Annotated in this window: 19 protein-coding genes and 1 pseudogene; 9 read left to right on the top strand and 11 right to left on the bottom strand. The window is 72.2% G+C overall.

The annotated features are described in order from the left end of the window. Positions 1 to 73 precede the first annotated feature (73 nt). A complete protein-coding gene (locus ACZ6JS_RS23105; protein ID WP_469300463.1) occupies positions 74 to 478 on the top strand; it encodes an ATP-binding protein in 405 nt (134 codons plus the stop codon). Positions 479 to 537: 59 nt separating this feature from the next. Here ACZ6JS_RS23105 and ACZ6JS_RS23100 read toward each other — a convergent pair whose 3' ends face one another. From ACZ6JS_RS23100 to ACZ6JS_RS23085, 4 genes are all read right to left on the bottom strand, one after another. Next, positions 538 to 1122: a DUF5133 domain-containing protein gene (locus ACZ6JS_RS23100; RefSeq protein ID WP_469300461.1), complete on the bottom strand. Its 585-nt coding sequence runs from the start codon at positions 1120 to 1122 to the stop codon at positions 538 to 540. 232 nt (positions 1123 to 1354) lie between these two features. Continuing rightward, entirely contained in the window at positions 1355 to 2083 is a 729-nt protein-coding gene (gene pflA, locus ACZ6JS_RS23095) for a pyruvate formate-lyase-activating protein (RefSeq protein WP_469300459.1), read from the bottom strand. Next, positions 2080 to 4347 carry a formate C-acetyltransferase gene (pflB, locus tag ACZ6JS_RS23090; protein WP_469300458.1) on the bottom strand — a complete coding sequence of 756 codons (2268 nt, stop codon included), beginning with the start codon at positions 4345 to 4347 and terminating at the stop codon, positions 2080 to 2082. Before pflB ends, pflA begins: the two co-directional genes overlap by 4 nt. 272 nt (positions 4348 to 4619) lie before the next feature. Beyond that, a complete protein-coding gene (locus ACZ6JS_RS23085; protein ID WP_469300456.1) occupies positions 4620 to 5483 on the bottom strand; it encodes a universal stress protein in 864 nt (287 codons plus the stop codon). 353 nt (positions 5484 to 5836) lie between these two features. Between ACZ6JS_RS23085 and ACZ6JS_RS23080 the strand changes: the two genes are divergently transcribed. Beyond that, a complete protein-coding gene (locus ACZ6JS_RS23080) occupies positions 5837 to 6706 on the top strand; it encodes a universal stress protein (RefSeq protein WP_469300455.1) in 870 nt (289 codons plus the stop codon). Between the two features lie 237 nt (positions 6707 to 6943). On the opposite strand, the gene ACZ6JS_RS23075 is transcribed toward ACZ6JS_RS23080, so the two are convergent. Beyond that, on the bottom strand, positions 6944 to 7669 hold the full coding sequence (locus tag ACZ6JS_RS23075) for a response regulator (protein ID WP_469300453.1): 726 nt from the start codon (positions 7667 to 7669) through the stop codon (positions 6944 to 6946). A gap of 374 nt (positions 7670 to 8043) precedes the next feature. On the opposite strand from ACZ6JS_RS23075, the gene ACZ6JS_RS23070 reads away from it, so the two are divergent. Beyond that, positions 8044 to 8508 carry a pyridoxamine 5'-phosphate oxidase family protein gene (locus ACZ6JS_RS23070; RefSeq protein WP_469300451.1) on the top strand — a complete coding sequence of 155 codons (465 nt, stop codon included), beginning with the start codon at positions 8044 to 8046 and terminating at the stop codon, positions 8506 to 8508. A 168-nt stretch (positions 8509 to 8676) separates the two neighbouring features. On the opposite strand, the gene ACZ6JS_RS23065 is transcribed toward ACZ6JS_RS23070, so the two are convergent. From ACZ6JS_RS23065 to gap, 3 genes are all read right to left on the bottom strand, one after another. Next, entirely contained in the window at positions 8677 to 10401 is a 1725-nt protein-coding gene (locus ACZ6JS_RS23065) for a sensor histidine kinase (RefSeq protein WP_469300449.1), read from the bottom strand. 68 nt (positions 10402 to 10469) lie between these two features. Continuing rightward, positions 10470 to 13130 (bottom strand): bifunctional acetaldehyde-CoA/alcohol dehydrogenase, encoded by a 2661-nt coding sequence (gene adhE, locus ACZ6JS_RS23060; protein WP_469300448.1) that lies wholly within the window; start codon positions 13128 to 13130, stop codon positions 10470 to 10472. 290 nt (positions 13131 to 13420) lie between these two features. Beyond that, positions 13421 to 14449: a type I glyceraldehyde-3-phosphate dehydrogenase gene (gap, locus tag ACZ6JS_RS23055; RefSeq protein ID WP_469300447.1), complete on the bottom strand. Its 1029-nt coding sequence runs from the start codon at positions 14447 to 14449 to the stop codon at positions 13421 to 13423. 204 nt (positions 14450 to 14653) lie between these two features. On the opposite strand from gap, the pseudogene ACZ6JS_RS23050 reads away from it, so the two are divergent. The 4 genes and pseudogenes from ACZ6JS_RS23050 to ACZ6JS_RS23035 form a co-directional block, all read left to right on the top strand. Next, a pseudogene (locus ACZ6JS_RS23050) lies at positions 14654 to 14809 on the top strand (zinc-dependent alcohol dehydrogenase); the annotation flags it as partial. Positions 14810 to 14934: 125 nt separating this feature from the next. After that, the gene (locus ACZ6JS_RS23045; RefSeq protein ID WP_469300546.1) at positions 14935 to 15639 is read left to right on the top strand and encodes a CBS domain-containing protein; all 705 of its coding nucleotides are present in this window, start codon (positions 14935 to 14937) and stop codon (positions 15637 to 15639) included. 222 nt (positions 15640 to 15861) lie between these two features. Further along, a complete protein-coding gene (locus ACZ6JS_RS23040; protein WP_469300445.1) occupies positions 15862 to 16641 on the top strand; it encodes a sigma 54 modulation/S30EA ribosomal C-terminal domain-containing protein in 780 nt (259 codons plus the stop codon). Between the two features lie 180 nt (positions 16642 to 16821). Then, positions 16822 to 17748: a universal stress protein gene (locus tag ACZ6JS_RS23035; RefSeq protein WP_469300444.1), complete on the top strand. Its 927-nt coding sequence runs from the start codon at positions 16822 to 16824 to the stop codon at positions 17746 to 17748. 544 nt (positions 17749 to 18292) lie between these two features. Here the strand turns inward: ACZ6JS_RS23035 and ACZ6JS_RS23030 are convergent. Then, positions 18293 to 18487, bottom strand: coding sequence for a hypothetical protein (locus ACZ6JS_RS23030; RefSeq protein WP_469300442.1), 195 nt, complete (start codon positions 18485 to 18487; stop codon positions 18293 to 18295). Positions 18488 to 18837: 350 nt separating this feature from the next. Here ACZ6JS_RS23030 and ACZ6JS_RS23025 point away from each other — a divergent pair, with 350 nt between their 5' ends. After that, positions 18838 to 19296 (top strand): Imm21 family immunity protein, encoded by a 459-nt coding sequence (locus tag ACZ6JS_RS23025; RefSeq protein ID WP_469300440.1) that lies wholly within the window; start codon positions 18838 to 18840, stop codon positions 19294 to 19296. A gap of 227 nt (positions 19297 to 19523) precedes the next feature. Here ACZ6JS_RS23025 and ACZ6JS_RS23020 read toward each other — a convergent pair whose 3' ends face one another. Further along, positions 19524 to 21893: a phosphoketolase family protein gene (locus ACZ6JS_RS23020; protein WP_469300439.1), complete on the bottom strand. Its 2370-nt coding sequence runs from the start codon at positions 21891 to 21893 to the stop codon at positions 19524 to 19526. 248 nt (positions 21894 to 22141) lie between these two features. On the opposite strand from ACZ6JS_RS23020, the gene ACZ6JS_RS23015 reads away from it, so the two are divergent. Then, on the top strand, positions 22142 to 23017 hold the full coding sequence (locus tag ACZ6JS_RS23015; RefSeq protein WP_469300437.1) for a universal stress protein: 876 nt from the start codon (positions 22142 to 22144) through the stop codon (positions 23015 to 23017). A gap of 93 nt (positions 23018 to 23110) precedes the next feature. Here ACZ6JS_RS23015 and ACZ6JS_RS23010 read toward each other — a convergent pair whose 3' ends face one another. Next, the gene (locus ACZ6JS_RS23010; protein ID WP_469300436.1) at positions 23111 to 23554 is read right to left on the bottom strand and encodes an OsmC family protein; all 444 of its coding nucleotides are present in this window, start codon (positions 23552 to 23554) and stop codon (positions 23111 to 23113) included. Between the last annotated feature and the right edge of the window lie 69 nt (positions 23555 to 23623).

Here is a 23623-nt window from a genome sequence, read left to right as displayed (position 1 = left end):
CAGGAGGGGGCAGACGCACACCGGAGGGCGCTGTACGGCGCGCCCTTCGACCCGAGGCCCGCGGAGCCGATCCATGCCCCTCCTCCCCATCCTCCACCTGGAGCTGAACGGACCGGGCGCTCCGGCAGATGCCAGACACGCGGCGCGCGACTTCGTGGCAGCGTCCGCGACCAGCGTCCCCGCGTTCACGCCCGTCGCACTCGACGCGGCCCTGCTCGTGATCAGCGAGCTGGTCACCAACGCCGTGCGCCACACGTCCGGAGGCTGCGTGCTGGAACTCCGCCGGACACCCGACGGCGGACTGGACGTCGAGGTCAGCGACACCAGCAGCGAGGCACCCCGGCCCCGACGACCCGGGCAGCGGGGTGAGGGGGGATGGGGATGGCACCTCGTCAACCGGCTCGGCGCCGAGGTCCACGTGCGTCCCCTCGGTGAGCAGCGCGGCAAGACCATCCACGTCCATCTGTCCTGCTGTTAGACATTCTCGAGGACGGGCGGCCGGCCCTCGCGTTTCCCCGGCCGGGGAGGTGCGCGCCGTCAGAAATCGACGTACTGGACCGCGTCGCGAACCGCGGCATAGGCGGACGGTTGTGCCATCAGTACGCAAAGGGTGAAGAGCGCGTCCTCCACCGCGCGGCATGCGTCGTCGTCATCCGGTACGGCGCTCAGCCGGACGCGGGCGTCGAAGAAGCGGGCGAGGGCCTGCTCGGCGTCCCGCCTGCCGGGCAGCAGACGCGGCCACCGGGATGGAGGCGGGGTGGCCGCCTCCCGGGCGGCCCGCACGGCATGGCGCAGGGCCCGCTCGACACGGGGCACCGCTGTGCCCCGGCCGCCGTGCGGTCCGGCGGTCACGGCGTCTGCCATGTCCACCATGGTCACCCCGGCGGTCATGGCGTGGGCCAAGGCCGCCACGCTCACCCCGGCGCGTTCGGCAGCCGCCGTCAGGGTGTCCTCGGCCAACCGGGCCGGACCGGGAATCGTCGCCATCAGCATGCCCACGGCCCGAGCGACGGCAGGATCGCGCAGCAGCGGTCGCAGCGGGTCGGTACCCGTTCCGGACCCACGAGGGCGGGTGCCTTCGTGCTCCGGTTCGGGATGGGCGGCAGGCGTACCGGCAGCCATGGCGATCACCTCCGGCAAGGGCACCCCGGGTGCTCGACCTGCAAGCAGTCTGCCCGCCCGGGCCCGCGCCACGCGTCCCGGTCCTGCACCCGAGCCCCGGCGGGCGGGGAGGACGCAGCGCCCCGCCCGCCGCAGGCCGCCTCGAGACCGCCTCGGGGACTCGACCATGGTCCGCTTCCCTACAGGCGCAAAGCCACCGCCCGCCGGCCTCGGCCCTCCCCGGTTCCAGCCCTCACAGCGCTCGGAGGCCGTGGCCGCGGAACTGGTCGCGCACGCGCCGGAGAGCAGCACCGTCCGGTACGGGGTTGTCCCGGAGGGGGAAGGGTATGCCGAGCGTGTCGTACTTGGGTGCACCGAGTTTGTGGAAGGGGAGGACGTCGACCCGGTCGATGTTGTCCAACGTCGTAAGGAAGCCGGCCAGGTCGTCGATGGCTGCGGGGTCGTCGGTCCAGCCGGGGACAAGGACGTAGCGGATCCGGGCGGGGACGGCCAGCCGGTTCAGGCGGGTGGCGAAGTCGAGTGTCGGGGCGAGACGGCCACCGGTCAGGCGGCGGTATGCGGCGGCGTCGAAGGACTTGATGTCGAGCAGGACCAGGTCGGTGTCGGCCAGCAGCGCGTCATCGGCACGGGCGCCGAGCGCGCCGGAGGTGTCCAGGGCGGTGTGCAGGCCGAGTTCCCGGCACCGGTGCAGCACTTCGGCGGTGAAACCGGGCTGCAGCAGGGGCTCGCCCCCGGTGACGGTCACTCCGCCGCCGGCCAGGTCGGTGAACCGGCGGTACCGCTCGATGAGGGTCATCACCTCGTCCACGGTGACCCGTTGCCCGTCGCGCAGGTGCCAGGTATCGGGGTTGGCGCAGTACAGGCAGCGCAGCGTGCAGCCGTTGAGGAAGAGGACGAACCTGGTGCCGGGGCCGTCCACGCCGGTGGACAGGTCCCAGGAGTGGATGCGGCCGGAGGTCATCGGGCACCGTGGAACGTGCGGGTGATGACGTCGAGCTGCTGTTCGCGGGTGAGGCGGACGAAGTTGACGGCGTATCCGGAGACGCGGATGGTCAGCTCCGGATACTTCTCCGGGTGCTCCATGGCGTCTTCCAGGGTGGCGCGGTCGAGGACGTTGACGTTCATGTGGAAGCCGCCCTCGGCAGTGTAGGCGTCGAGCAGGCCGACCAGGTGCCCGGCGCGTTCGCAGGGGTCGTGGCCCAGGCCCTCGGGAGTGATGGTCGAGGTCAGCGAGATGCCGTCATGGGCCTGGTCGTAGGGAATCTTGGCGACCGACAGGGCGGAGGCGGCCAGGCCGTGCCGGTCGCGGCCGTTCATCGGATTGGCGCCGGGGGCGAAGGGGGCACCGGCCCGCCGGCCGTCGGGGGTGTTGCCGGTGTGCTTGCCGTACACGACGTTGGAGGTGATGGTGAGCACCGACTGAGTGTGCTCGGCGCCCCGGTGGGCGGGGTGGCGGCGCACCTTGGCCATGAAGGAGCGGACCAGGTCGACCGCGATGGTGTCGGCGCGGTCGTCGTCGTTGCCGTAGGCCGGGTAGTCGCCCTCGACCCGGTAGTCGACGGCGAGCCCGGCGGTGTCCCGGACGACCTTGACGCGGGCGTGCTTGACGGCCGAGAGGCTGTCGGCGGCCACCGACAGGCCGGCGATGCCGCAGGCCATGGTGCGGTGGACCGGGTGGTCGTGCAGGGCCATCTCGATGCGCTCGTAGGCGTACTTGTCGTGCATGTAGTGGATGACGTTCAGGGCGTTGACGTACGTCGCTGCGAGCCAGTCCAGCATCCGGTCGTAGGCGGCCGCCAGCTCGTCGTGGTCCAGATAATCGCCGGTCAGCGGGGCCGCGGCGGGTGCGACCTGTTCGCCGGTGATCTCGTCGCGGCCCCCATTGATCGCGTACAGCAGGGCCTTGGCGAGGTTGACGCGGGCGCCGAAGAACTGCATCTGCCGGCCCACGGCCATGGCGGAGACGCAGCAGGCGATGGCGGTGTCGTCGCCGGTGCGGGGGCGAAGGAGGTCGTCGGACTCGTACTGGATGGAGCTGGTGTCGATGGAAACCCGGGCGCAGAACCGCTTGAACCCGGCGGGCAGCCGGGGCGACCACAGGACGGTCAGGTTGGGCTCGGGGGCGGGGCCGAGGTTGTAGAGGGTCTGCAGGAAGCGGAAGGAGGTGCGGGTGACCAGCGGCCGGCCGTCCTCCCCGATGCCGCCGATGGACTCGGTGACCCAGGTCGGGTCCCCGGAGAACAGTGCGTCGTACTCCGGCGTGCGCAGGAACCGCACGATCCGCAGCTTGATCACGAAGTCGTCGACGAGCTCCTGGGCGCGGCTCTCGTCGATGCGCCCGTCGTCGAGGTCCCGCTGGAGGTAGACGTCCAGGAAGGTGGAGGTGCGGCCCAGGGACATCGCCGCGCCGTTCTGCTCCTTCACGGCGGCGAGGAAACCGAGGTACAGCCACTGGACGGCCTCGTGCGCGGTGGCGGCGGGCCGGGACACGTCGCAGCCGTAGGAAGCGGCCATGCGTTCGAGCTCGCCCAGCGCTCGGATCTGCTCGGCGAGTTCCTCGCGGTCGCGGACGACGTCGGCCGTGGACGGGATCCCGTCCAGGCCGGCCCGCTCGGCGCGCTTGGCCTCGATCAGGCGGGTGGTGCCGTACAGGGCGACGCGGCGGTAGTCGCCGATGATCCGGCCGCGTCCGTAGGCGTCGGGCAGGCCCGTGATGATGCCCGCCTTGCGGGCGCGCAGCATCTCGGGGGTGTAGGCGTCGAACACGCCGTCGTTGTGGGTCTTGCGATACGTACCGAAGACGGTCGTGACGAACGGGTCCGGTTCGAATCCGTACGCGCGCAGCCCGTTCTCCACCGTGCGCAGCCCGCCATTGGGCATGATCGCCCGCTTCAGCGGCGCATCCGTCTGCAATCCGACGATCAGGTCACGGTCGCGGTCGATGTAACCCGGCGCGTGGGAGGTGATGGTGGAGGGCGTCGCGGTGTCGACGTCGAGCACGCCCTTGCTGCGCTCCTCGGGGAAGAGGGCGGCGACGGCGTGCCACACGGCCAGGGTCCGGTCGGTGGGACCGGCCAGGAACGCGGCGTCACCGTCGTACGGCGTGTAGTTCGCCTGGATGAAGGCCCGCACGTCGACGCGCTGCTGCCACTGCTCACCGGCGAAACCGCGCCATGCGGAGTCGGCGGCACCGGTATCGGCGGAAGGGTGGACGGTCACGGTCATGTCGTCATCTCCAAGGGACGGCGGCCGGCAGCGTGGGCGAGGGGCCGGCCTGTTCTTCGATGGTCACGGCCCGCCGGCCGCCGGCCCAGAGCCGGCCGGGCTGCGCGAAGCCGCCGACCGGCCCTGTCGCGCCGGGAGAGGGAGGCCGGTGGTCCGGCGGCAGGGGGGACCTTCCGCCCTCCCCGCGGCGACCCGACGCCTTTCGTCGTCGCCCGGGCAGATGCCGGACCGGCAGGCAGAGTCGGTGTGCGCTGCGCGGTCGTGGGGTCCGTTCAGTCGTGCGGGACGACCGCGACCGGGGCCAGGCAGTGGTGCAGGACCGTGTGGGTGACGGCTCCGATGTGGGTGCCGACCCGCGCGCGCCGGATCCTGCGGCCGACGACGACGAGCCGGGCGTCGTGAGACAGCTCCATCAGGTCCTGCGCCGGCCGGCCCTGCCGGCAGTCGCGCACCACCACTACGTCCGGGAACTTCTCGGTCCAGGGGGCCAGCGCCTCGTCGAGCGCCCGTCGCGCGTCGTCGGCGACCTCCGTCATGAGCAGCGGCAGTGCGCCGCCCATGGCGGGTCCGTAGACGGCGGGAACGGCCCAGCTGTGCACCACCCGCAGGCCGCAGCCGTACTGGGCGGCCGCGGCGAAGCCGAAGGCGAGCACCTCGTCGGCGGGGGCGGACACGTCCAGACCGACCACCACATCTCCCGCGCGGTCGGGCTCGGGCTGCAGGGGGTCGTGCGGGCGGACGAGGACGACAGGTCGCCGCGTGCGGGCGAGCACGGCCAAGGAGACCGACCCTGCGAGGAAACCGGCCAGGCCGCCCAGACCGCGGGAGCCGAGCACCAGCAGTGCCGCTTCCTCGGCGGCGGCGCACAACTCCTCCACCGGGTCGCCGGCCACCCACTGCGTCTCGACGTCCAGGCCGGGGTGGCGGCGCCGCAGGCGCCTTTCGGCGGTGGCGAGCGTGCGCTCGCCCCATCCGCGTGCCGTCGCCGGGTCGACCCGCGTGCGGTCCTCGTCGCCGCTCCATACCCGCAGCAGGCGCAGCGGCACCGCACGGCGCACTGCTTCCTGGGCGGCCCACTGCGTGGCGGTGAGGCTTTCCTTGGATCCGTCGAGGCCGACGGTGACGATGCGGGACATGGGGACTCCGTAAGTCTGGCGGCCCGGAGGGCCGGATGCGGCATACGTGGATCGGCCTTCACGTGGGTGCCCGGGGAGTCGGCCGTCCGGCACTCCGGGGCACCCTGCGCCGGGCCTGCCCTCACACAGTGGTCGCCCCCGGGCGGTTTGCGCAGGGGGCCGGAGGTCCCGGTCGCGGGCCGGTGGACCTCACGGCCGCGTACCACCGGCCGGACGGCGGTGACGTGGTGACCGAATGGCCGGGAGACAGGGCCGATGGGCCCTCGGTGGAACGCCGCGCCCTCACGGATGCTGAGGTCAGGAAAGGGGCGGCCGAAGCGGCCGTCCCCGTCGAACCGTACGGAGGCACCCCCATGACCAGCGCCATCACCGTAGGAGTGGACGGTTCCGCGGAGGGCCTGGCAGCGGCCGACTGGGCGGCACGCGAAGCAGGACTGCGCGGGATGCCGCTGCGCATCGTGCACGCCTGGCTCTGGCAGCCGCTGGACGTCCCCGTCGTCCAGGACAGGGAGACGCAGGCCAAGTCCGCCCGCACCGTACTCCGCGAAGCCGAGACACACGTCGCCGGCCGTCATCCGGATCTCACGGTCACCGCCGAAGTCGTCCACGACACCGCTGTCGCCGCTCTGCTGAGGGAGGCCGAAGCGTCCGAAATGCTGGTGCTGGGCTCACGGGGGCACGGGGCGTTCGTCGGCTTCCTCCTCGGCTCCTACGGTCAGCAGGTGATCGCCGCCGCGAAACGGCCCGTCGTCTCCGTGCGCGCCCGAGAGGGGCAGACGCAGGCGGAGGGCGGCGAGGTCGTCGTGGGGCAGCAGGGCACACCGGCGGACAGCGACGCGGTGCTCGGCTTCGCCTTCGAGGAGGCAGCCGCACGGGGCACGGCCCTGCGGGCGGTACGGGCCTGGACCCTGCCGCCGATCCACGCCTACAGCCCCGGCTCGATGCGCCTGCTGGACGAGGCGGGCGGACTGGAGCCCTTCGAGAGGAAGGCGCTCGCCGAAGCGCTCGCCCCGTGGCGGGAGCGGTTCCCCGACGTCCCCGTCACCGAGCACGTCGAGATCGGCAGCGCGGGCCAGGTTCTCCTGTCGGCCGTCTCGAACGCGCAGCTGCTCGTGGTCGGCCGACGCACGCGCCGCTCGCCCGTCGGTACCCGCATCGGATCGGTCGCCCACGCCGCTCTGCACCACGCGCCCTGCCCCGTGGCTGTCGTACCGCACGACTGACCGGGGCCCGAGGACCGGGGCGCGGGGATACGGTCGTGAGACCACCCACCGCCGACGCGCGCCTCGGCGCGGACGGTGCGCGCCGAGCCCGCTGGACGGCCGATACGTGAACGGCCCGGCAGTTCGCTGCCGGGCCGGTTCTGCCGTTCGTACCCAGGGGACGCACACCGCAGCAGTTCGTGCTCGGCTCCTGCGGGGCACCGAGCGGGGCTGTGACGTCGTGCGCGGGGCCCGGCGTCAGCTCCGCGGGCGGCCCTCCCGCCCGGCCGAAGCAACCTGGCCGTCGTGGGTGGCCAGGGCCTGGGTGGCGATGACGGCGGCCTGCACGCGGCGTTCCACGCCGAGCTTGGCCAGCAGACGGGAGATGTTGTTCTTGACCGTCTTCTCCGCGAGGAAGAGCCGCTTGCCGATCTCCCGGTTGGTCAGCCCTTCCCCGACCAGAGCGAGGATCTCCCGCTCCCGGTCCGTCAGGCCGGGAAGCCCTTGCGGCTGCTCATCCCGGGGGGAGCCCCCGCGCAGGCGAGCCATGACACGGGCCGTCGCGCCGGGGTCGAGCATGGACTGGCCGGAGGCGACGGTGCGGACGGCGGTGACCAGGTCGGTGCCGGTGATCTGCTTGAGGACGTATCCGGAGGCACCGGCCATGATCGCGTCGAGCAGCGCCTCTTCGTCGTCGAACGACGTCAGCATCAGGCAGGCCAGGTCGGGCATGCGGGAGCGCAGCTCCCGGCAGACGCTCACGCCGTCCCCGTCGGGCAGACGCACGTCGAGGACGGCGACCTGGGGGCGCAGCGCCGGCACCCGCACCAGGGCCTGCTCGGCCGTGCCGGCCTCGCCGACCACGGTCAGGTCGGGCTCGGCGTCCAGCAGATCGTGCACACCGCGGCGCACCACCTCGTGGTCGTCGAGAAGGAAGACCCGGACCGGTTCCTTCTCGGTGAGGCCGCCGCTGCTGTCTGTCATCGCACGCTCCGTGTTCGCCGAATTCTCCGCCCCGAAAGGGCTCCCCGTGCATCGTGCCGCGGGAGCGGGACCTTCGCCCAGGGCCGGATGGCCCTCATATCCCGGCCTCGGAGCGCACATGGGGACCGCACGCGCAGGGAGGCGCAGTGGACCACCTCGCACGGCGGACCGGGCGCGCACTGCTGCTCCGCCGGGCGGACGTCCCCTCCCGGGACCGCTCCGGCGTCGCACCAACCGGAGATCCGGCCTGCGGCGGTGGCGGATCCGGCAGGCCGAAAGGTCCGTTCGGCCCTACTCGGGCTGCGTGCAACGGGAGACGCTGGACGGAGGCAGCGAAGTCGCCCAGGACGAAGCTGGAGCAGAAGGTGGGCACGATGAAGGACGAAGCCACGCACACCACGGTGGAGGACCACGGTGAGGCGGTGGCGCCCCGGCGGATGGGTCAGCTCGACCGCGCCGAGGCCCTGCGGCTGCTCGGCAGCGTCTCCCTCGGGCGCATCGTCTTCACGCACCAGGCCCTGCCGGCCATCCGCCCGGTCAACCACCTCATGGACGGCGAGGACATCATCGTCCAGCTGCACGACGGCGCCACGCTCGCCACCATCGTCGCGCCCACCCAGGCCACGGGTGTCGTGGTGGCCTACCAGGCGGACGCCATCGACCCCGAGACCCACATCGGCTGGAGCGTGGTGGTCACCGGATACGCCCACCTGGTCACCGACGAGCGGGAACTCGCGCGCTTCGCAGCCCGTCTGCGCCCGTGGGTGCAGCACCCTGCCCTCAACTCCGCACTGAGTATCCGGCCGGACCTGGTGACGGGCTTGCAGCTCAGCGTGTAGGGCTGCCCTGCCGCCGGTGACGGACGACGGCCGTGCCACTGCCGGCGCGACCGCGGGCTCCTGCCCCCACGGCCGCCCCCGGCACGCCGGGCCGGGCCGCGGCCACGGCATCGTCCCGCCCTGCACACCGGACCGGATCCGGATGTGCGCCGCCCGCAAGGCCGGCGGTCACTCCGCGGAGCCGGAGGGGAGGGGCGCGCGCCACACCAGCCGACTGCCGCCCTCGGCCGGACGCCCGATCCTCAGGGTGCCGCCCACGCTGCGGGCCCGCTCCTCGAGATTGCTCAGGCCGCTGCGCCTGCCGTCGGCGGGGATTCCACGGCCGTTGTCCGTCACGGTGAGGACGACTTCGTCGGAGGTGGCCTGCAGGGCGACCTCGACCCGCGTGGCGTGTGCGTGGCGGGCGGCGTTGCTGAGCAGCTCGGTCAGGGCAGCCGTGACGTGATCGGCAACCTGCGGGGGGACGTCCGTGTCGAGCAGGCCCTCCATGCTCAAGCGGGGCGGGAAACCGAGGGTGGTCGCCGTCTCGCCCACGGTGCGGGCCACCTGTGCGCGCAGGCTCGGCCCGGTGTCCTCCTCGCGGGCACGCAGGCCGAAGATCGTGGAGCGGATGATCTTGATGGTTTCGTCGAGGTCCGCCACGGCGCGCGAGACCCGCTCGGCGGCGCCCTCGTGCTGGACGAGTCGTGCCGCGCTCTGCAGGGTCATGCCGGTCGCGAACAATCGCTGGATGGCCAGGTCGTGCAGGTCGCGGGCGATGCGGTCGCGGTCCTCCAGGAGTGCGAGGTGCTCGGCGTCGCTGCGGCGTTCGGCGAGCTCCAGGGCGAGCGCGGCCTGTCCCGCGAACGCCAGCAGCGGCTCCAGCTCGGCTTCGGTGAAGACCGGCTCTCCCCGGTGGCGGGCCAGCAGCAGCACGCCCCGGGTGTCCTTGGCCGCGCTGCCCAGGGGTACGGCGACCGCCGGGCCCAGGCCGTCGAAGCGGCGGGTCCCGGCGCTGTACCGGTCGTCCTCGGCGAGGCCGACGGTGGTCACGCGCGCGCCGGCTTTGTAGGCGGCGCCGGAAAGGGTGCCTTCGACCGGTACCACCAGGCCTCGGCGCGTCTCGACGTCGGCGCCGATGGCCAGCTCGACGACGAGGTCGTCCGTCCCGGCCACGGGCACGGACACGTCGGCGAGGGCTGCCCCCGTGATCTCCTGGGCGCGACGGGCGATGAGTTCCAGGACCGCCAGTCGCGGGCTGCCCGAGAGCAGGCTGTTGGTGATCTCCGCGTTGGCCTGCAGCCAGCGGTGCTGGCGCTGCGAGGCTTCGTAGAGCCGGGCGTTGTCGATGGCCACACCTGCGGCGACGGACAGGGTGGAGATCACCGATTCGTCCTCGGCGTCGAAGTCCTGCCCCCCGTGCTTGTCGGTGAGGTAGAGGTTGCCGAAGACCTCGTCGCGCACGCGGATGGGCACGCCGAGGAAGGTGCGCATGGGCGGGTGGTCCGAGGGGAAGCCGTAGGACGCCTCATGGGCGCCGAGATCGGTCAGGCGGAGCGGTTCGGGGCGGCGGATGAGCTCGCCGAGGATGCCGTGCCCGGCCGGCAGGTGCCCGATCCCGGCGATCTCCTTCTCCGTCAGTCCTACGGTGAGGAACTGCGACAGGGTCTTGCCGTCGGGGCCGATCACTCCGAGGGCCCCGTACTGGGCGTCGACGAGCAGGGCGGCGGCCTCCACGATGCGCCGCAGCACTTGAGAGAGGTCCAGCTCGCGACCGACCGACACAACCGCCTCCAGCAGGCTGTGCACCCGGTCCCGGGTGCCGCGCGCGGCGTTGATACGCGCCTGCAGCTCCTCCAGCAGCTCGTCGAGCCGCATCTGAGGCATCCGCGACAGCGGCTCCTGCACGCCCACTGGGCCTCCTCCGTCGATCACCCGCCCGTACCGGGAACAGCCTAACGGCCGTGCGGGTGGTCGGAGGATCAGATCAACGGCTGTGGCCGGGGACCGGCGTAGTACGCCGCGCGCATGATGTCCTCCATGTCGTCGAGCATCGGCATGCGCGGGTTGGCCGGGGCGCACTGGTCCTCGTAGGCGTTCAGCGCCTGCCCGGGAAGAGCCGTGATGAAAGCCGTCTCGTCGATGCCCAGGGCGCGGAAGGACGGCTCGATACCGACGGCGTCGCGCAGGCGTTCCACGGCGGCGGCGTAGGCGGCGACGCCTTCGGCGGGGGTGGAGGCGGGCAGGCCGAGGGCTCGGGCGATGTCCAGGAAGCGTTCGGGCGCCCGGTAGCTCTCGTACTTGGGCCAGCCCGTCAGCTTGGTGGGGACGCAACCGTTGTAGCGGATCACGTGCGGAAGGAGGATCGCGTTGGTCCGGCCGTGGGCGATGTCGAAGGTGGCGCCCAGGGTGTGGGACATGGCGTGGACGATGCCGAGGAAGGCGTTTCCGAAGGCCATGCCGGCGATGGTGCCGGCGTTGTGCATCTTCTCGCGGGCCAGGGTCCGCTGGGCGCCCTGACCGCCGACCGCGGCCTCGAGGTTCGCGAAGACCAGCTTGATGGCGTGCAGAGCCGGGCCGTCGGTGAAGTCGTTGGCATAGACCGACACATACGCCTCGGTGGCGTGGGTGAGGGCGTCGAAGCCGCTGTCGGCGGCGAGCGCGGAGGGCAGGTCGGCGGTCAGCGCCGGGTCGACGATGGCGACGCTCGGGGTGAGGGCGTAGTCGGCGAGCGGGTACTTCTTGCCGGTGGCCGGGTCGGAGATCACCGCGAAGGGGGTGACCTCGGCGCCGGTGCCCGAGGTGGTGGGCACGCAGACCAGGCGCGCCCGCTCACCGAGCACCGGGAAGCGGAAGGCGCGCTTGCGGATGTCGGAGAACTTCTGGCGCATGTCGGCGAAGTCGACGTCCGGCTGCTCGTACAGCAGCCACATCACCTTCGCCGCGTCCATGGGAGATCCGCCGCCCAGGGCGATGATGGTGTCCGGGCGGAAGTCGCGCATGAGGGCGGCGCCGCGCTGTACGGAGGCGATGCTCGGCTCGGGTTCGACGTCGTCGATGACCTGGAGGGTGACGGGGTGCTCGCGCTGCTGCAGGACGCGGCTGACGCGGTCGACGTAGCCGAGCCGGGTCATGGTGGCGTCGGTGACCACGGTGACGCGGTGCACGTCGGGCATCGAGGCGAGGTAGCGGATGGCCTGCGGCTCGAAGTAGATCTTCGGCGGGACCTTGAACCACTGCAGGTTGTTCTGCCGGGTGGTGACCCGCTTGATGTTGAGCAGTTGGGCGGCGGAGACGTTGTCGGAGACCGAGGTGCTGCCCCAGGAGCCGCAGCCCAGGGTGAGGGAGGGCAGCAGACGGTTGTAGATGCCCCCGATCGCACCCTGGGAGGAGGGGGAGTTGACGATGACCCGCACGGTCTTCATGCGGCGGCCGTAGCGTTCGGCGAGGGCCGGGTCACCTGTGTGGATCACCGCGGTGTGGCCCTGGCCGTGGAAGTCGACCATGTCGGCAGCGAGGTCGAAGCCCTCGTCGGTCGAGCCGGCCCGCAGGACGGTGAGGACCGGGCAGAGCTTCTCCCGAGTCAGCGGCTCGTCGGGTCCCACACGGCTTGCCTCGGCCAGGATGACGGACGTCTCGGCAGGGACGGCGAAACCGGCCCGCTCGGCGATCCGGTCGGGGCTCTGGCCCACGGCCGCCGGGTTCACCCGGCCCTGCCGGCCGGACGGGTCCGGCGGGAAGAGGTAGGTCTCCAGCTTGCGCTTCTCCTCGGCGGTCGCGACGTGGGCGTGCAGGCGCCGGAACTCGGCGAGGGCCTCGTCATAGATCTCGGTGTCGAGGATGACGGCCTGTTCGGAGGCGCAGATCATGCCGTTGTCGAAGGACTTGGACAGCACCAGGTCGTTGACCGCCCGGCGCAGATCCGCACTGTGGTGCACATAGGCGGGGACGTTGCCGGCGCCGACGCCGACGGCGGGCTTGCCGGCCGAGTAGGCGGCCTTGACCATGCTGTTCCCGCCGGTCGCGAGAATCAGGGCCACGCCCGGGTGGTGCATGAGGAGGCCGGTGGCCTCGAGGGAGGGCGTCTCGATCCACTGCACGCAGTGCTCGGGTGCTCCGGCGGCGACGGCGGCGTCCCGCACGATCCGGGCGGCATCGGCGCTGCAGGCCTGTGCGCAGGGGTGGAAGGCGAACACGACGGGGTTGCGGGTCTTGAGCGCCAGAAGAGCCTTGAAGACGGTGGTGGACGTCGGGTTGGTGACCGGGGTGATCGCGCAGAGCACGCCGACCGGTTCGGCGATCTCGACGAGGCCCTCGATGTCGTCGCGCGCGATGACGCCGACCGTCCTGGTACGGGCCATGCTGTGGGTGACGTGCTCGCAGGCGAACATGTTCTTCGCGGCCTTGTCCTCGAAGACCCCGCGACCGGTCTCCTCCACCGCCAGCCGTGCCAGGGCGGTGTGCTGGTCCAGAGCGGCGACGGACGCCTTGGCGACGATGTGGTCGACCTGCTCCTGGGTGAGGGACTCGAAGTCTGCGAGGGCCTTGGAAGCGTTGTCGACGAGTCGGTCCACGGCGATCCGCGTGTCGGAGGGGACGTCCCCGTCGGAGGTTTCGCGGCGGTCACTGGTCACCTGTGTCATGGATGGCTCCCTGGATGCGGGTGGATCGGCCGGTCACCGGCGGTGGCCGCTCGTTGTGTCAGGTTCCAGCCTGGAGCCGGAGACGACCGCGGCGAAGGTCCCGAAGGTCCCGGTGAGGGGCCCGATGGTCTCCGCCACTCGTGGTTCACGCGTACCTGCCGTCCCGCGCGGGGGCGACCCGGGACCGTTCCCGGCCGGCCCCTGCGCACTGCGGCGCCCCGGCCGCAGCCGCACCCTCCTGACGCGCACCGTGGCCCCTTCCTCTCATCGGTCGGCCGGGCGCCCCGTGCTCATCGGGGGTCCAGAAGGGCCGCGACGTACTGGGTCAGGTCGAGGAGGCGGTTGGTGTAGCCCCACTCGTTGTCGTACCAGCCGAAGACCTTGACCAGGTTCCCGTGCGCCTGGGTCAACGGGGCGTCCACGATGCACGAGGCGGGGTCGCCGACGATGTCGCGCGAGACGATCGGGGCGTCACTGACCCGCAGGACGCCCTTGAGGGGCCCGTCGGCGGCCTCGCGGAACGCGTCGTTGACGTCCTGCGCCGTCACCGGCCGTTCGAGGACCAGGCTGAGGTCGGTCAGCGAGCCGTCCTCGACCGGCACGCGCACGGCGATGCCGTCCAGGGTGCCCGCCAGTTCGGGCAGAACCAGGCCGACGGCTCGGGCGGCACCGGTGCTGGTCGGGATGATGTTCACCGCGGCCGTACGGCCCCGGCGCAGGTCCTTGTGCGGGCCGTCGAGCACGACCTGGTCATTGGTGTAGCCGTGGATGGTGGTCATCAGGCCCTTGACGATCCCGAAACGCTCGTTGAGGACCTTCACCATCGGCGCCACGCAGTTGGTGGTGCAGGACGCGTTGGAGATCACGTGGTGGAGCCGCGGGTCGTAGGTGTCCTCGTTGACACCCATGACGACGGTGGCGTCCACGCCCTTGCCCGGGACCGACAGCAGGACCTTGCGCGCACCCGCCCTCATGTGCCGGCCGGCTTCCTCCCTCGTGCGGAAACGGCCGGTGGCCTCGATGACCACGTCCACGCCCAGTGCGTCCCAGCGCAGGTCGGCCGGGTCGCGCTCGGAGGTGACGGCGATGCGGTGCCCGTCCACCGTGATGGACTCGTCGTCGTGCTCGACGGTGCGGCCCAGCCGGCCGTGGGTGGAGTCGTAGGTGAGCAGGTGGGCCAGCGTCGCCGGAGGGGCGAGGTCGTTGACGGCCACCACCTCCACCGGGGTACCGCTTGCCGCCTCCGCGCGTTCCATGGCGCAGCGCAGGTAGTTGCGCCCGATGCGCCCGAAGCCGTTGATTGCCGTGCGTACGGTCATGTCCGCCGCCCTCCCGAGGGGTGCCGATGCAGGTGGCGCCAGCGTGCGGCCTCCCGCATGGCCGCGGCAGGGGTCGAACGGTGGCGTCCCAGGGCCGTTGGGCCCTCGTCGCCGGCCCGCCGAGCGGCCCGGCAGTTCGCGGGCCGAACGGCCCGCCGTACAGGTGCTGACCGGTTCTGCCCCTTCCCTGCGCCCCGCACCACTGTGGGAAGCGACGGTGACCTGGCCGAGGTGTTCCGGCTGCACGCCGCCGGCCGTACCCGGGTGGTCCACGAGACCCGGCCCCTGTCGTCGCTCAACGAGTGCACGGACGAGGTCCTTCAGGGCCGGGTCGAGGCCGGCATCGTCTTCGACATGTGAAGCGCCCCGCGTCGCCCGCGGGTGGGCCGCCTCGGCGTCCGACGGTCGCGACGTGAGGATACGAGGCGCGCCGGCAACGAAGGGGCTGTCGGGGCGACGTCCGAGAACCGCGCGAGCGAATGGAGATGAGAACCGTGGTGAAGCACCGGACCGTGGGCGAAGTGATGACCGGCGAAGTGGTCCGGGCGTACCCGGACACCCCCTTCAAGGAGCTGGCCCGCCTGCTCACGGCCCACCACATCAGCGGTCTGCCGGTGGTGGACGACGACGACAAGGTCATGGGCGTGGTCTCGCAGACCGACCTGACCCGGCGACAGGCGGCGCGCGGCAGGACCGGCTCCGGCCGGGGCCGCGTGCTACGGACCCTGTGGCGGGTCGCCCGCGCCCACCCCACCGTGCCACCCGCCCTGACGGCGGGCGGGCTGATGTCCAGCCCTGCGGTCACCGTGCATCCCGAACAGCGCGTGGTCGACGCGGCACGCATCATGGAACGCCGCCACATCGACCGGCTGCCCGTGGTGGACGAGGAAGACCGTCTCATCGGCATCACCACACGCCGGGACCTCCTGCGCGTCTTCCTGCGCACGGACGAGGAGATCCGCGAAGACGTGGCCGACGCCGTCCGCCTCCACACACCCGCTGACGACGCCGTCGACCTGAGCATCGATGTCTCGGACGGGATCGTCACCATCGAGGGCGCCACCGGACCTGCGATCAGCACCACGGCGCTGGTACGGGAGGCATGGCGGGTCGACGGCGTCGTCGGCGTGGTCAGCCGGGCGGTGCCGGACCGGTACGACGCCGCGTACCTACCGCGCAGCGGGGCGTAGCGGTTGGGCCGGCGCGGTCGGGGTGCGCCCCGCCGCATCCCCGGGCCCCGTCCCTGCGCTGCCCCTGTCCGCGGGTCGGGCCGAACGGCCTTCTGCGGACGCCCGTACGTCCCGGATCGACGGGCGGCGCGGGGTACCGGTCGCACCGCGGGGGCGGGCCGGACGGCTCTGTCGGGGACGGTCGGCGCCGGACAGGCTGAGAGAGACCAAGGAGGAGTTCCCATGAGCGGTCTCAGGACCAGCCAGGCAGTCCACGTCCAAGTACGGAGCCGAGGACAGCTGCCCCGTGGCGCCGACAGCTACGCACGGGAGAAGCTGCTCGCGACCCTCGGCCATGTGAGCGAGCCGGTGCTGGCCGCCCAGGTGAAGCTCACCCAGGCAGCCGGTGGTTCGGGGGCTCGCCCCGCCGCGGCCCAGGCCGTGGTCGACGTGAATGGCCGACTGGTACGCGCCCACGTGGTCGCGAGCACCATGTTCGAGGCGGTCGACCTTCTGCAGGAGCGTCTGGCCGCGCGGCTGGCCCGGGCACGGGGCCGCGGTCCGCGCGGGCTCTTCGGCGCCCGGGAGGCGTGGCGGGACGGCACCGGGCACGGACGGCGTCCGCACCTGCCGGCCGAGGAGCGCCGCATCGTGCGACAGGAGTTGTTCAACCCGGCCGGTCAGACGCCCGAGGACGCCGTGATCGACCTGGACTCGATGGACCTGGACTTCTGGCTCTTCACGGACCTGGCGTCCGGATATGACAGCGTGGTCTACCGAGACGCCCGCACCGGCCGCCACCGCCTGGCCTCGTTGGGACCCGTGGGCCAGGAGCGGGAGGGAGAGGGGCTGCTGAGCGTGAGCTCGGTTCCCGTGCCCCGGAGCACGGTGCCCGAGGCCGTTCAGAGACTGGACTTCACGGGGCTGCCGTTCGTCTTCTTCCGCGACGCGGCTACCGGTCGGGGCAGCGTGCTCCACCACCGCCACGACGGCCACTACGGGCTGATCACCCCGGCCCGGTAGAGCTCGTCCCGGCTGGACGCAACCCTCCCGACCACCCGCCCCTGCCCTCGGCTGCCCACTGCCGGCCGCAGCAGGATGCCGACGCGTGACCGGTGCCGTGCCCCGGCCGAGGGCCCGGCCTTCGCCTCGCGCCGCGGCCGACTTCCCCCACGAACACGTCACTTCACCTGGAGGTTCTCCATGTCACTGCGTACCGTCATCGCCGCTGTCGACGGCTCGGCCGAGTCGCAGGCAGCTGCGGAGTGGGCTGCCCGGGAGGCGCTCCTGCGCGGTCTGCCCCTGCACGTCGCCCATGCCTGGCAGGACTGGTCGCCGGGCTTCGCGCACGCCCCTTTCACGGGTGCGGACATCGCGCCCGTCGATACGGCCGTCACCCGGCACCGGGCGGACCGCATCCCGCGTGACGTGGCCGACCGGCTGCGCGAAGGCCACCCCGGCCTGCGCGTCAGCGTCGAGCAGGTCTTCGGCCGTCCGGTCGAGGTGCTGCTCTCCGCGGCGGACAAGGGCGAAGTCCTGGTGCTGGGTTCACGAGGGCTGGGTACCGTGCGTGGCTTCCTGGCCGGGTCGGTGTCGTTGTCCGTCATCGCGCACGCCGAGCGTCCGGTCGTCGTCGTGCGGGCCGGCGAGCGGGGCGAGGACGAAAGGCAGCCCGGGGACGGCGCGGCCCGCCCGGCGCGGTACCGCGACGTGGTGCTGGGCCTCGATCTCGCCAGGCCGTGCGACGAGCTGATCGAGTACGCCTTCTCCGCTGCCGCCGCACGCGGGGCCGCGCTGAGAGTCGTCCACGGGTGGGACACCCCGATCGTATTCGGATACGACCCCCAAGCCGTCGACCCCGGACACGGCGTCGCGATGGGCCTGCGGGAAGCGAGCACACTCACCGACGCACTGCGGCCGTGGCGGGGCAAGTTCCCGGAGGTCGACGTCAAGGAGCAGTGCGTGGTGGGCCGGGCGGCCGATCACCTCGTGGACGCCTCGAAGGACGCCTCGCTGGTGGTCGTGGGACGGCGGGTACGCCGCTCGGCGATCGGTACGCACATCGGCCCGGTCACGCACGCGGTGCTGCACCATGCTGCGGCGCCTGTGGCGGTGGTGCCGCATCTCTGACCCCTGATCGGAGTCGGCAGGGCAGCGCTGGACCGCGTTTGCCGGGGCCTGGTGCGGCGGCTTCCCTCCGGGGGAGCGGCCGCACCGGGCCCCGGCCTTTTGCCGGTGCGGTGGTCGGGCCCTGGCCCGGGGGTTGACGTTCTCGGTGCTGCCCCGCTCGCGCGCCGAGCCCGCGGCGTCCACGGACGCAGGGAAGCGCAGCCGTGCCGCCTGCAGATGCCGCCCGGGCCGCAGAGGCGGGGGCCGGCCCCGTGCACCCTCCAGGACCGCCGTCCTGGCTGCGGCTCCCCTCCCGGCCCTCGGCATCGTGATCGGGCTGCTGGGGGCAAGGCCCCTACGGCCCGCCAGGACGCTTGTCGACACCGTCATCACCTCACAGACCGCCGAGACCGCCGTGATGCGGGCGAGGCTCGATGCGACCTGACCCGTAACAGGAACCGGGCAGGGCCGTCCGTGCCCGACAGCGGCAGACCGGCCGACACCGCAGCGCTCACAGCCCCGGTGGTTGCACATCACGCTGCTGTCCGGAACCGGCCCCGCGGGCTCACGGTTTCTTCCCGGAACCGGAGTCGTGGGGGTACATGTTCGTGGCGGTGACCAGGGCGAGCATTCCGACCGCCATCATGATCAGCCCCACCAGTGGCCGGTCGGCGCCGTCCCATTGCCAGTCGACGGCGAATACCAGAATCGCGCCGAGGCCGATCGACGTGATGGCTCCGATGGCCAGCAGTCCGGGCATGCGGCACACCTCCTTGAACGGCTGATGGGCTCCCTGCCCCTGCCGGATCTCAATGTCGCGGAGCGGTGGGGCGGCGCGCAGGGGCCTGATGGCCCGTCCGGGGCGGCCATGGGGCCCGCACCGCGCAGACACGGTAGACACAGGGAGGGGCCGGCGAGGCCGGGAATCGGCCTGCCGGCCCGGGACGTCGGGACGGGATTCAGCTCGGGCAGCGGTGCCGTGGGCGTGGGGCGCGGGGTGTGGACGGGGGGCGAGGCGGCGGGATGGGATGCCTCATGGGTGTCAAGCGGCCTGCGTCTATCGTGCTGCGGGTTGTCCGACATCGATACGCAGATCTGGGGTGGCCGTAAGTGGAATGGCTCGACGGGACCGACTTCGGCTACTACGCGCTGTGTCCGGCCTCGTACCTGAAGGCCTGGAGCGGCACCGAGGCGGACGAGGTCTTCCAGGCGTATGTGGGGAAGGTCGTGCTGCCGGACCACGGGGAAGTGCTCACGCTGGGAGGGGAAGGACTTCCGGTGGCCTATCTGGACAGGACCATGACCTTTGTCCGATGGGTCGGCTGCGATGACGAGGCCGGTCTGGAAGACGCGGTGGAGCAGGCCATGGACTCGGACGAGTGGCAGGACGCCTTCGAGATCACCTTGGGCGGCCACTACCTTCTTCTGGACTCCGGAGTGAGTGGTGCCGAAGTCGGTGAGGACGATGCGCTCCGAGTGGATCTTCCCCATGGGCGCTACCGGGTGCAGTCACTGCTCATCAGTCCCTCCATGGGAGAGTTCTTGCTGGAGCGGCTGATCGCGATCTGAACCCCTCCCGTCCGACGCGGGTGATGGGTGATCACGCTGCGGCGGTGAGCCGCTCGGCGGCGTCGCACGGGGTGGACGTTCCGTCAGATCCTGCTCCAGGGAGGACCGTCCGTGCCGACCCGGGGGTCTGCCGGGCAGACGGTGAACCGTCGTCGGCTCGGGGACCGGATGCTGCCGTGGGCCGGGGCGGGGCCGACCAACCCCTGACCTGCGCCGCCGGTGCGGGGTCAGCAGGGCCAGGACCAGTTCGTGACCTCCGGAAGGTCCGTGCCGTGTTCGCGGATCCAGTCATGATGGCGGATGCGCTGGTCGGCCATCGACCGGCGCAGCCCCTCGGCGCGGCCCGTGAGGCCCGGGACGCGGTCGATGACGTCCATGACCAGCCGGTACCGGTCCATGTCGTTGCGGACCACCATGTCGAACGGCGTCGTGGTCGTGCCGGACTCCTTGTACCCGCGCACGTGCAGGCGGGAGTGGCCGCTGCGCCGGTAGGCGAGGCGGTGGATCAGCCACGGGTAGCCGTGGTAGGCGAAGATCACCGGCCTGTCGGTGGTGAACAGGGCGTCGTACTCGGTGTCCGTCATGCCGTGCGGGTGTTCCTCGTGGGGCATCAGGCGGGCGATGTCGACGACGTTGACGACGCGCACGGCCAGCGAGGGGAGGTGCTCGCGGAGCAGGGCCGCGGCGGCCAGCACTTCCATGGTGGGGACGTCCCCGGCGCACGCGAGGACGACGTCCGGCTCGCGTGCGCCGTCGTCGCTGCCGGCCCACGGCCACGTGCCGGCTCCGCGCGCCACGTGCGTGCGGGCCTCGTCCATCGCGAGCCAGTCGAAGCAGGGCTGCTTGCCGGCGACGATCACGTTGACCCGGTCGCGGCTGCGCAGGGCGTGGTCGGCCACGGCGAGCAGGGTGTTGGCGTCCGGCGGCAGGTAGACCCGGACGACCTCGGGGCTCTTGTTCAGGACGTGGTCGACGAAGCCGGGGTCCTGGTGGGAGAAGCCGTTGTTGTCCTGACGCCAGACGTGCGAGGTGAGCAGGTAGTTGAGGGAGGCGATCGGCGCGCGCCAGGCCAGTTCGCGCGAGGTCTTCAGCCACTTGATGTGCTGGCCGGCCATGGAGCCGACGATGTGCGCGAAGGCCTCGTAGGTGGAGAACAGGCCGTGGCGGCCGGTGAGGAGGTAGCCCTCCAGCCAGCCCTGGCAGACGTGTTCGGAAAGGATCTCCATGACCCGGCCGTCGCGCGACAGGTTCCGGTCGGTGGCTTCGGTGATGCCCTGCCACGCCTTGCCGGTGGCCTCGTACAGGTCGTCCAGCCGGTTGGAGGCGGTCTCGTCCGGTCCGACGACCCGGAAGTCCCTCCGTCCGGCCGTGTCCTGCATGATCTGCGCGAGGAAGTGCCCGAGGACGCGGGTCGGTTCGTGCAGCGTGCGCCCCGGCTTGTCGACCGGGACGGCATGCGCCTCGAGCGCGGGCAGGGGGAGCGGCCGCAGCAGTCGGCCCCCGTTCGCGTACGGTACGGCGCCCAGCCGGCGGTCGCCCTCCGGGACACAGGCCAGGACTTGCGGCACCGGGCGGCCCTCCGCGTCGAAGAGTTCCTCCGGCCGGTACGAACGGAGCCAGTCCTCCAGCTGTTCCAGGTGCGCCGGGTTCTCGCGCACCCCGGCGAGCGGGACCTGGTGGGAACGCCACGTGCCCTCGACCGGGTCGCCGTCGACGCTTGCGGGCCCCGTCCAGCCCTTCGGGGTGCGCAGCACGATCACCGGCCAACGGGGGTACTCCCGACCGGCGCCGGTGCCCGCCGCCCGCGCCCCGCGCTGGATGGCGGCGATGCGGTCCAGGGCGTGGTCCATCGCGCGCGCCATGGCCTGGTGCACCTGGGCGGGGTCGCTGCCGGTGACGTACAGCGGCTCGTGGCCGTAGCCGCGCAGCAGCGCGTCGAGCTCGGCCTCGGGGATCCGGGACAGCACCGTCGGGTTGGCGATCTTGTAGCCGTTGAGGTGCAGGATCGGCAGGACGGCGCCGTCGTGGACCGGGTCCAGGAACTTGTTCGCGTGCCAGGACGCGGCCAGTGGCCCGGTCTCCGCCTCGCCGTCGCCGATGACGCAGGCGACCAGTAGGCCGGGATGGTCGAAGGCGGCTCCGTAGGCGTGGGCGAGGGCGTACCCGAGCTCCCCGCCCTCGTGGATGGAGCCGGGCGTCTCCGGGGCCACATGGCTGGGCACGCCGCCGGGGAAGGAGAACTGCCGGAACAGCTCCGCCATGCCGGCCGCGTCACGCGTCACCTCCGGATAGCTCTCGCTGTACGTGCCCTCCAGCCAGGAGTTGGCCAGCACGGCGGGGCCGCCGTGCCCAGGGCCCCAGACGCACAGGGCCTCCAGCGGACGCTCTTTGATCATCCGGTTGAGGTGCGTGTGCACCAGGTTCAGACCGGGTGAGGTGCCCCAGTGGCCGAGCAGCCGCGGCTTGATGTGCTCCGGCCTGAGCGGTTCGGTCAGCAGGGGATTGGCCATCAGGTAGATCTGGCCCACCGCCAGGTAGTTGGCGGCGCGCCAGTGGGCGTCCAGCTCCGAGACGGAGTGCGCGGTCAACGCGGTCATGTCCGCTCCTGGGGTGAGGGCGAGGGCGAGGGACGTTCGTCGACTGAGCCGATACCGACACGGTGCGCGCCGCCCGTGCCCGCCCGCGAGGGGAGGACCGGCCCTCGGCGAGGGACCGTCGGCCCTTTCGCGCACCTGCCCCGCCCGAGGAAGGTGAACCCCGGTGGCGCCCGGTCCTCCCCCGGCCGGCGCCACCCGTTCCGGCCAATAACCCCGATGCCTCGCGCATCAGTACGGAGGACAGCACCGTGAAGCGCACCCTCGTCGTCGGTGTGGACGGCTCCCCCGAGAGCCGGGCCGCGGCCGACTGGGCCGCCGACGAAGCCGTGCGCCGCGACCTGCACGTGCACCTGGTGCACGCTTGGCTGTGGCAGCCACTGGCCGTCCCGGTCGTGCGGGACCGCGGCATCGGGGCGCGCCGGGCCCAGGAGGTCCTGGACGAGACGGGAACGGAGCTCGCCCGTCGCCACCCGGGGCTGGCGATCACCGCGGACGTACTGCCGGACGTCCCCGTGCCCGCCCTGCTGCGCGCTGCCGAGGGAGCGGAGATGCTGGTGCTCGGCACGCGCGGACACAGCGCTCTCACCGGTTTCCTGCTGGGCTCCTGCGGACAGGAAGTGATCGCCTGCGCCGAGTGCCCCGTCGTCTCCGTCCGTGCCCGGCCCGGCACGGCTGCGTCGGGGGCCGCCGAGGGCGAGGTGGTCGTCGGCCAGCAGGGCGGCGCGGAGGAATCCGCCGACGTACTGCGCTTCGCCTTCGAGGCGGCCGCGGCCCACAGGGCGCCACTGCGCGTGGTACGCGCCTGGAGCCTGCCTCCGGTCTACGCCTACAGCCCCGGGTCGATGTGGATCGCCGAGCAGCTCGGCGGGCTGGAGCCGTTCGAGAAGGCCGCGCTGGAGCAGGCGCTGGAGCCGTGGAAGGCGAAGTATCCCGAGGTGGACGTCGTCGCGCACGTGGAGCAGGGCAGCGCCGGCCGTGTCCTGCTGTCCGCCGCGTCGGACGCCCGACTGCTCGTCGTCGGCCGTCGGATCCGGGAGTCGGCACTGGGGCCGCGTACCGGATCGGTGGCCCATGCCGTCCTGCACCACTCGGCCTGCCCCGTCGCCGTCGTGCCGCACCGCTGAACCGCCGCCGGGCGGTGGGGACCGGGCGCATCCCGCAGGACGGCCCGGGCCCCTTTCGGTACCTTCACCCACCTGACCAGATTCACGAGGTGATCACGGCGTGAGCTCGATCGCGATCTCCGGGAGTCGCTGCAGCGTGTTGTGCACGGTGCAGTGAGAGGCGACGGCGAGGAGGCCCGCGCGGCGCCCTTCGGGCAGCTGCGGGGGCGCAACGATCGCGAGGCGCACCGTGGCCACCCGGGCGGGCCGGTCGGTGGCCATGACGAATTCCGCCCGCACGCCCAGACCTTCGCACGGCAGGCCGTGGCGCCGCAGGTAGCGCCCCGCGTAGAAGGCGACGCACGTGGCCAGGGACGCTGCGAACAGCTCGGTCGGCGTGGGGGCGGTGTCGGTGCCGCCCGCGTCCGCGGGCTGGTCGACGCGAAGCTGGTGTCCGCGCACGTCGACCGCGTAGACGTCACCTTCGACGTGGACGACATGGAGCCGGTGCACTTCTCCCTGCAGCCGCGTACCGGTCTTTCCTGTTGGGGCGGGCATGGCGGATACCTCCGGTTTCCGTGCGTCACTGTCATGGTGGGCGATGCATCTGCCGCGGGCATGGGCTCT

The organism is Streptomyces sp. NPDC046349, from assembly GCF_055587885.1.
This window is presented reverse-complemented; position numbering and strand designations above follow the sequence as displayed.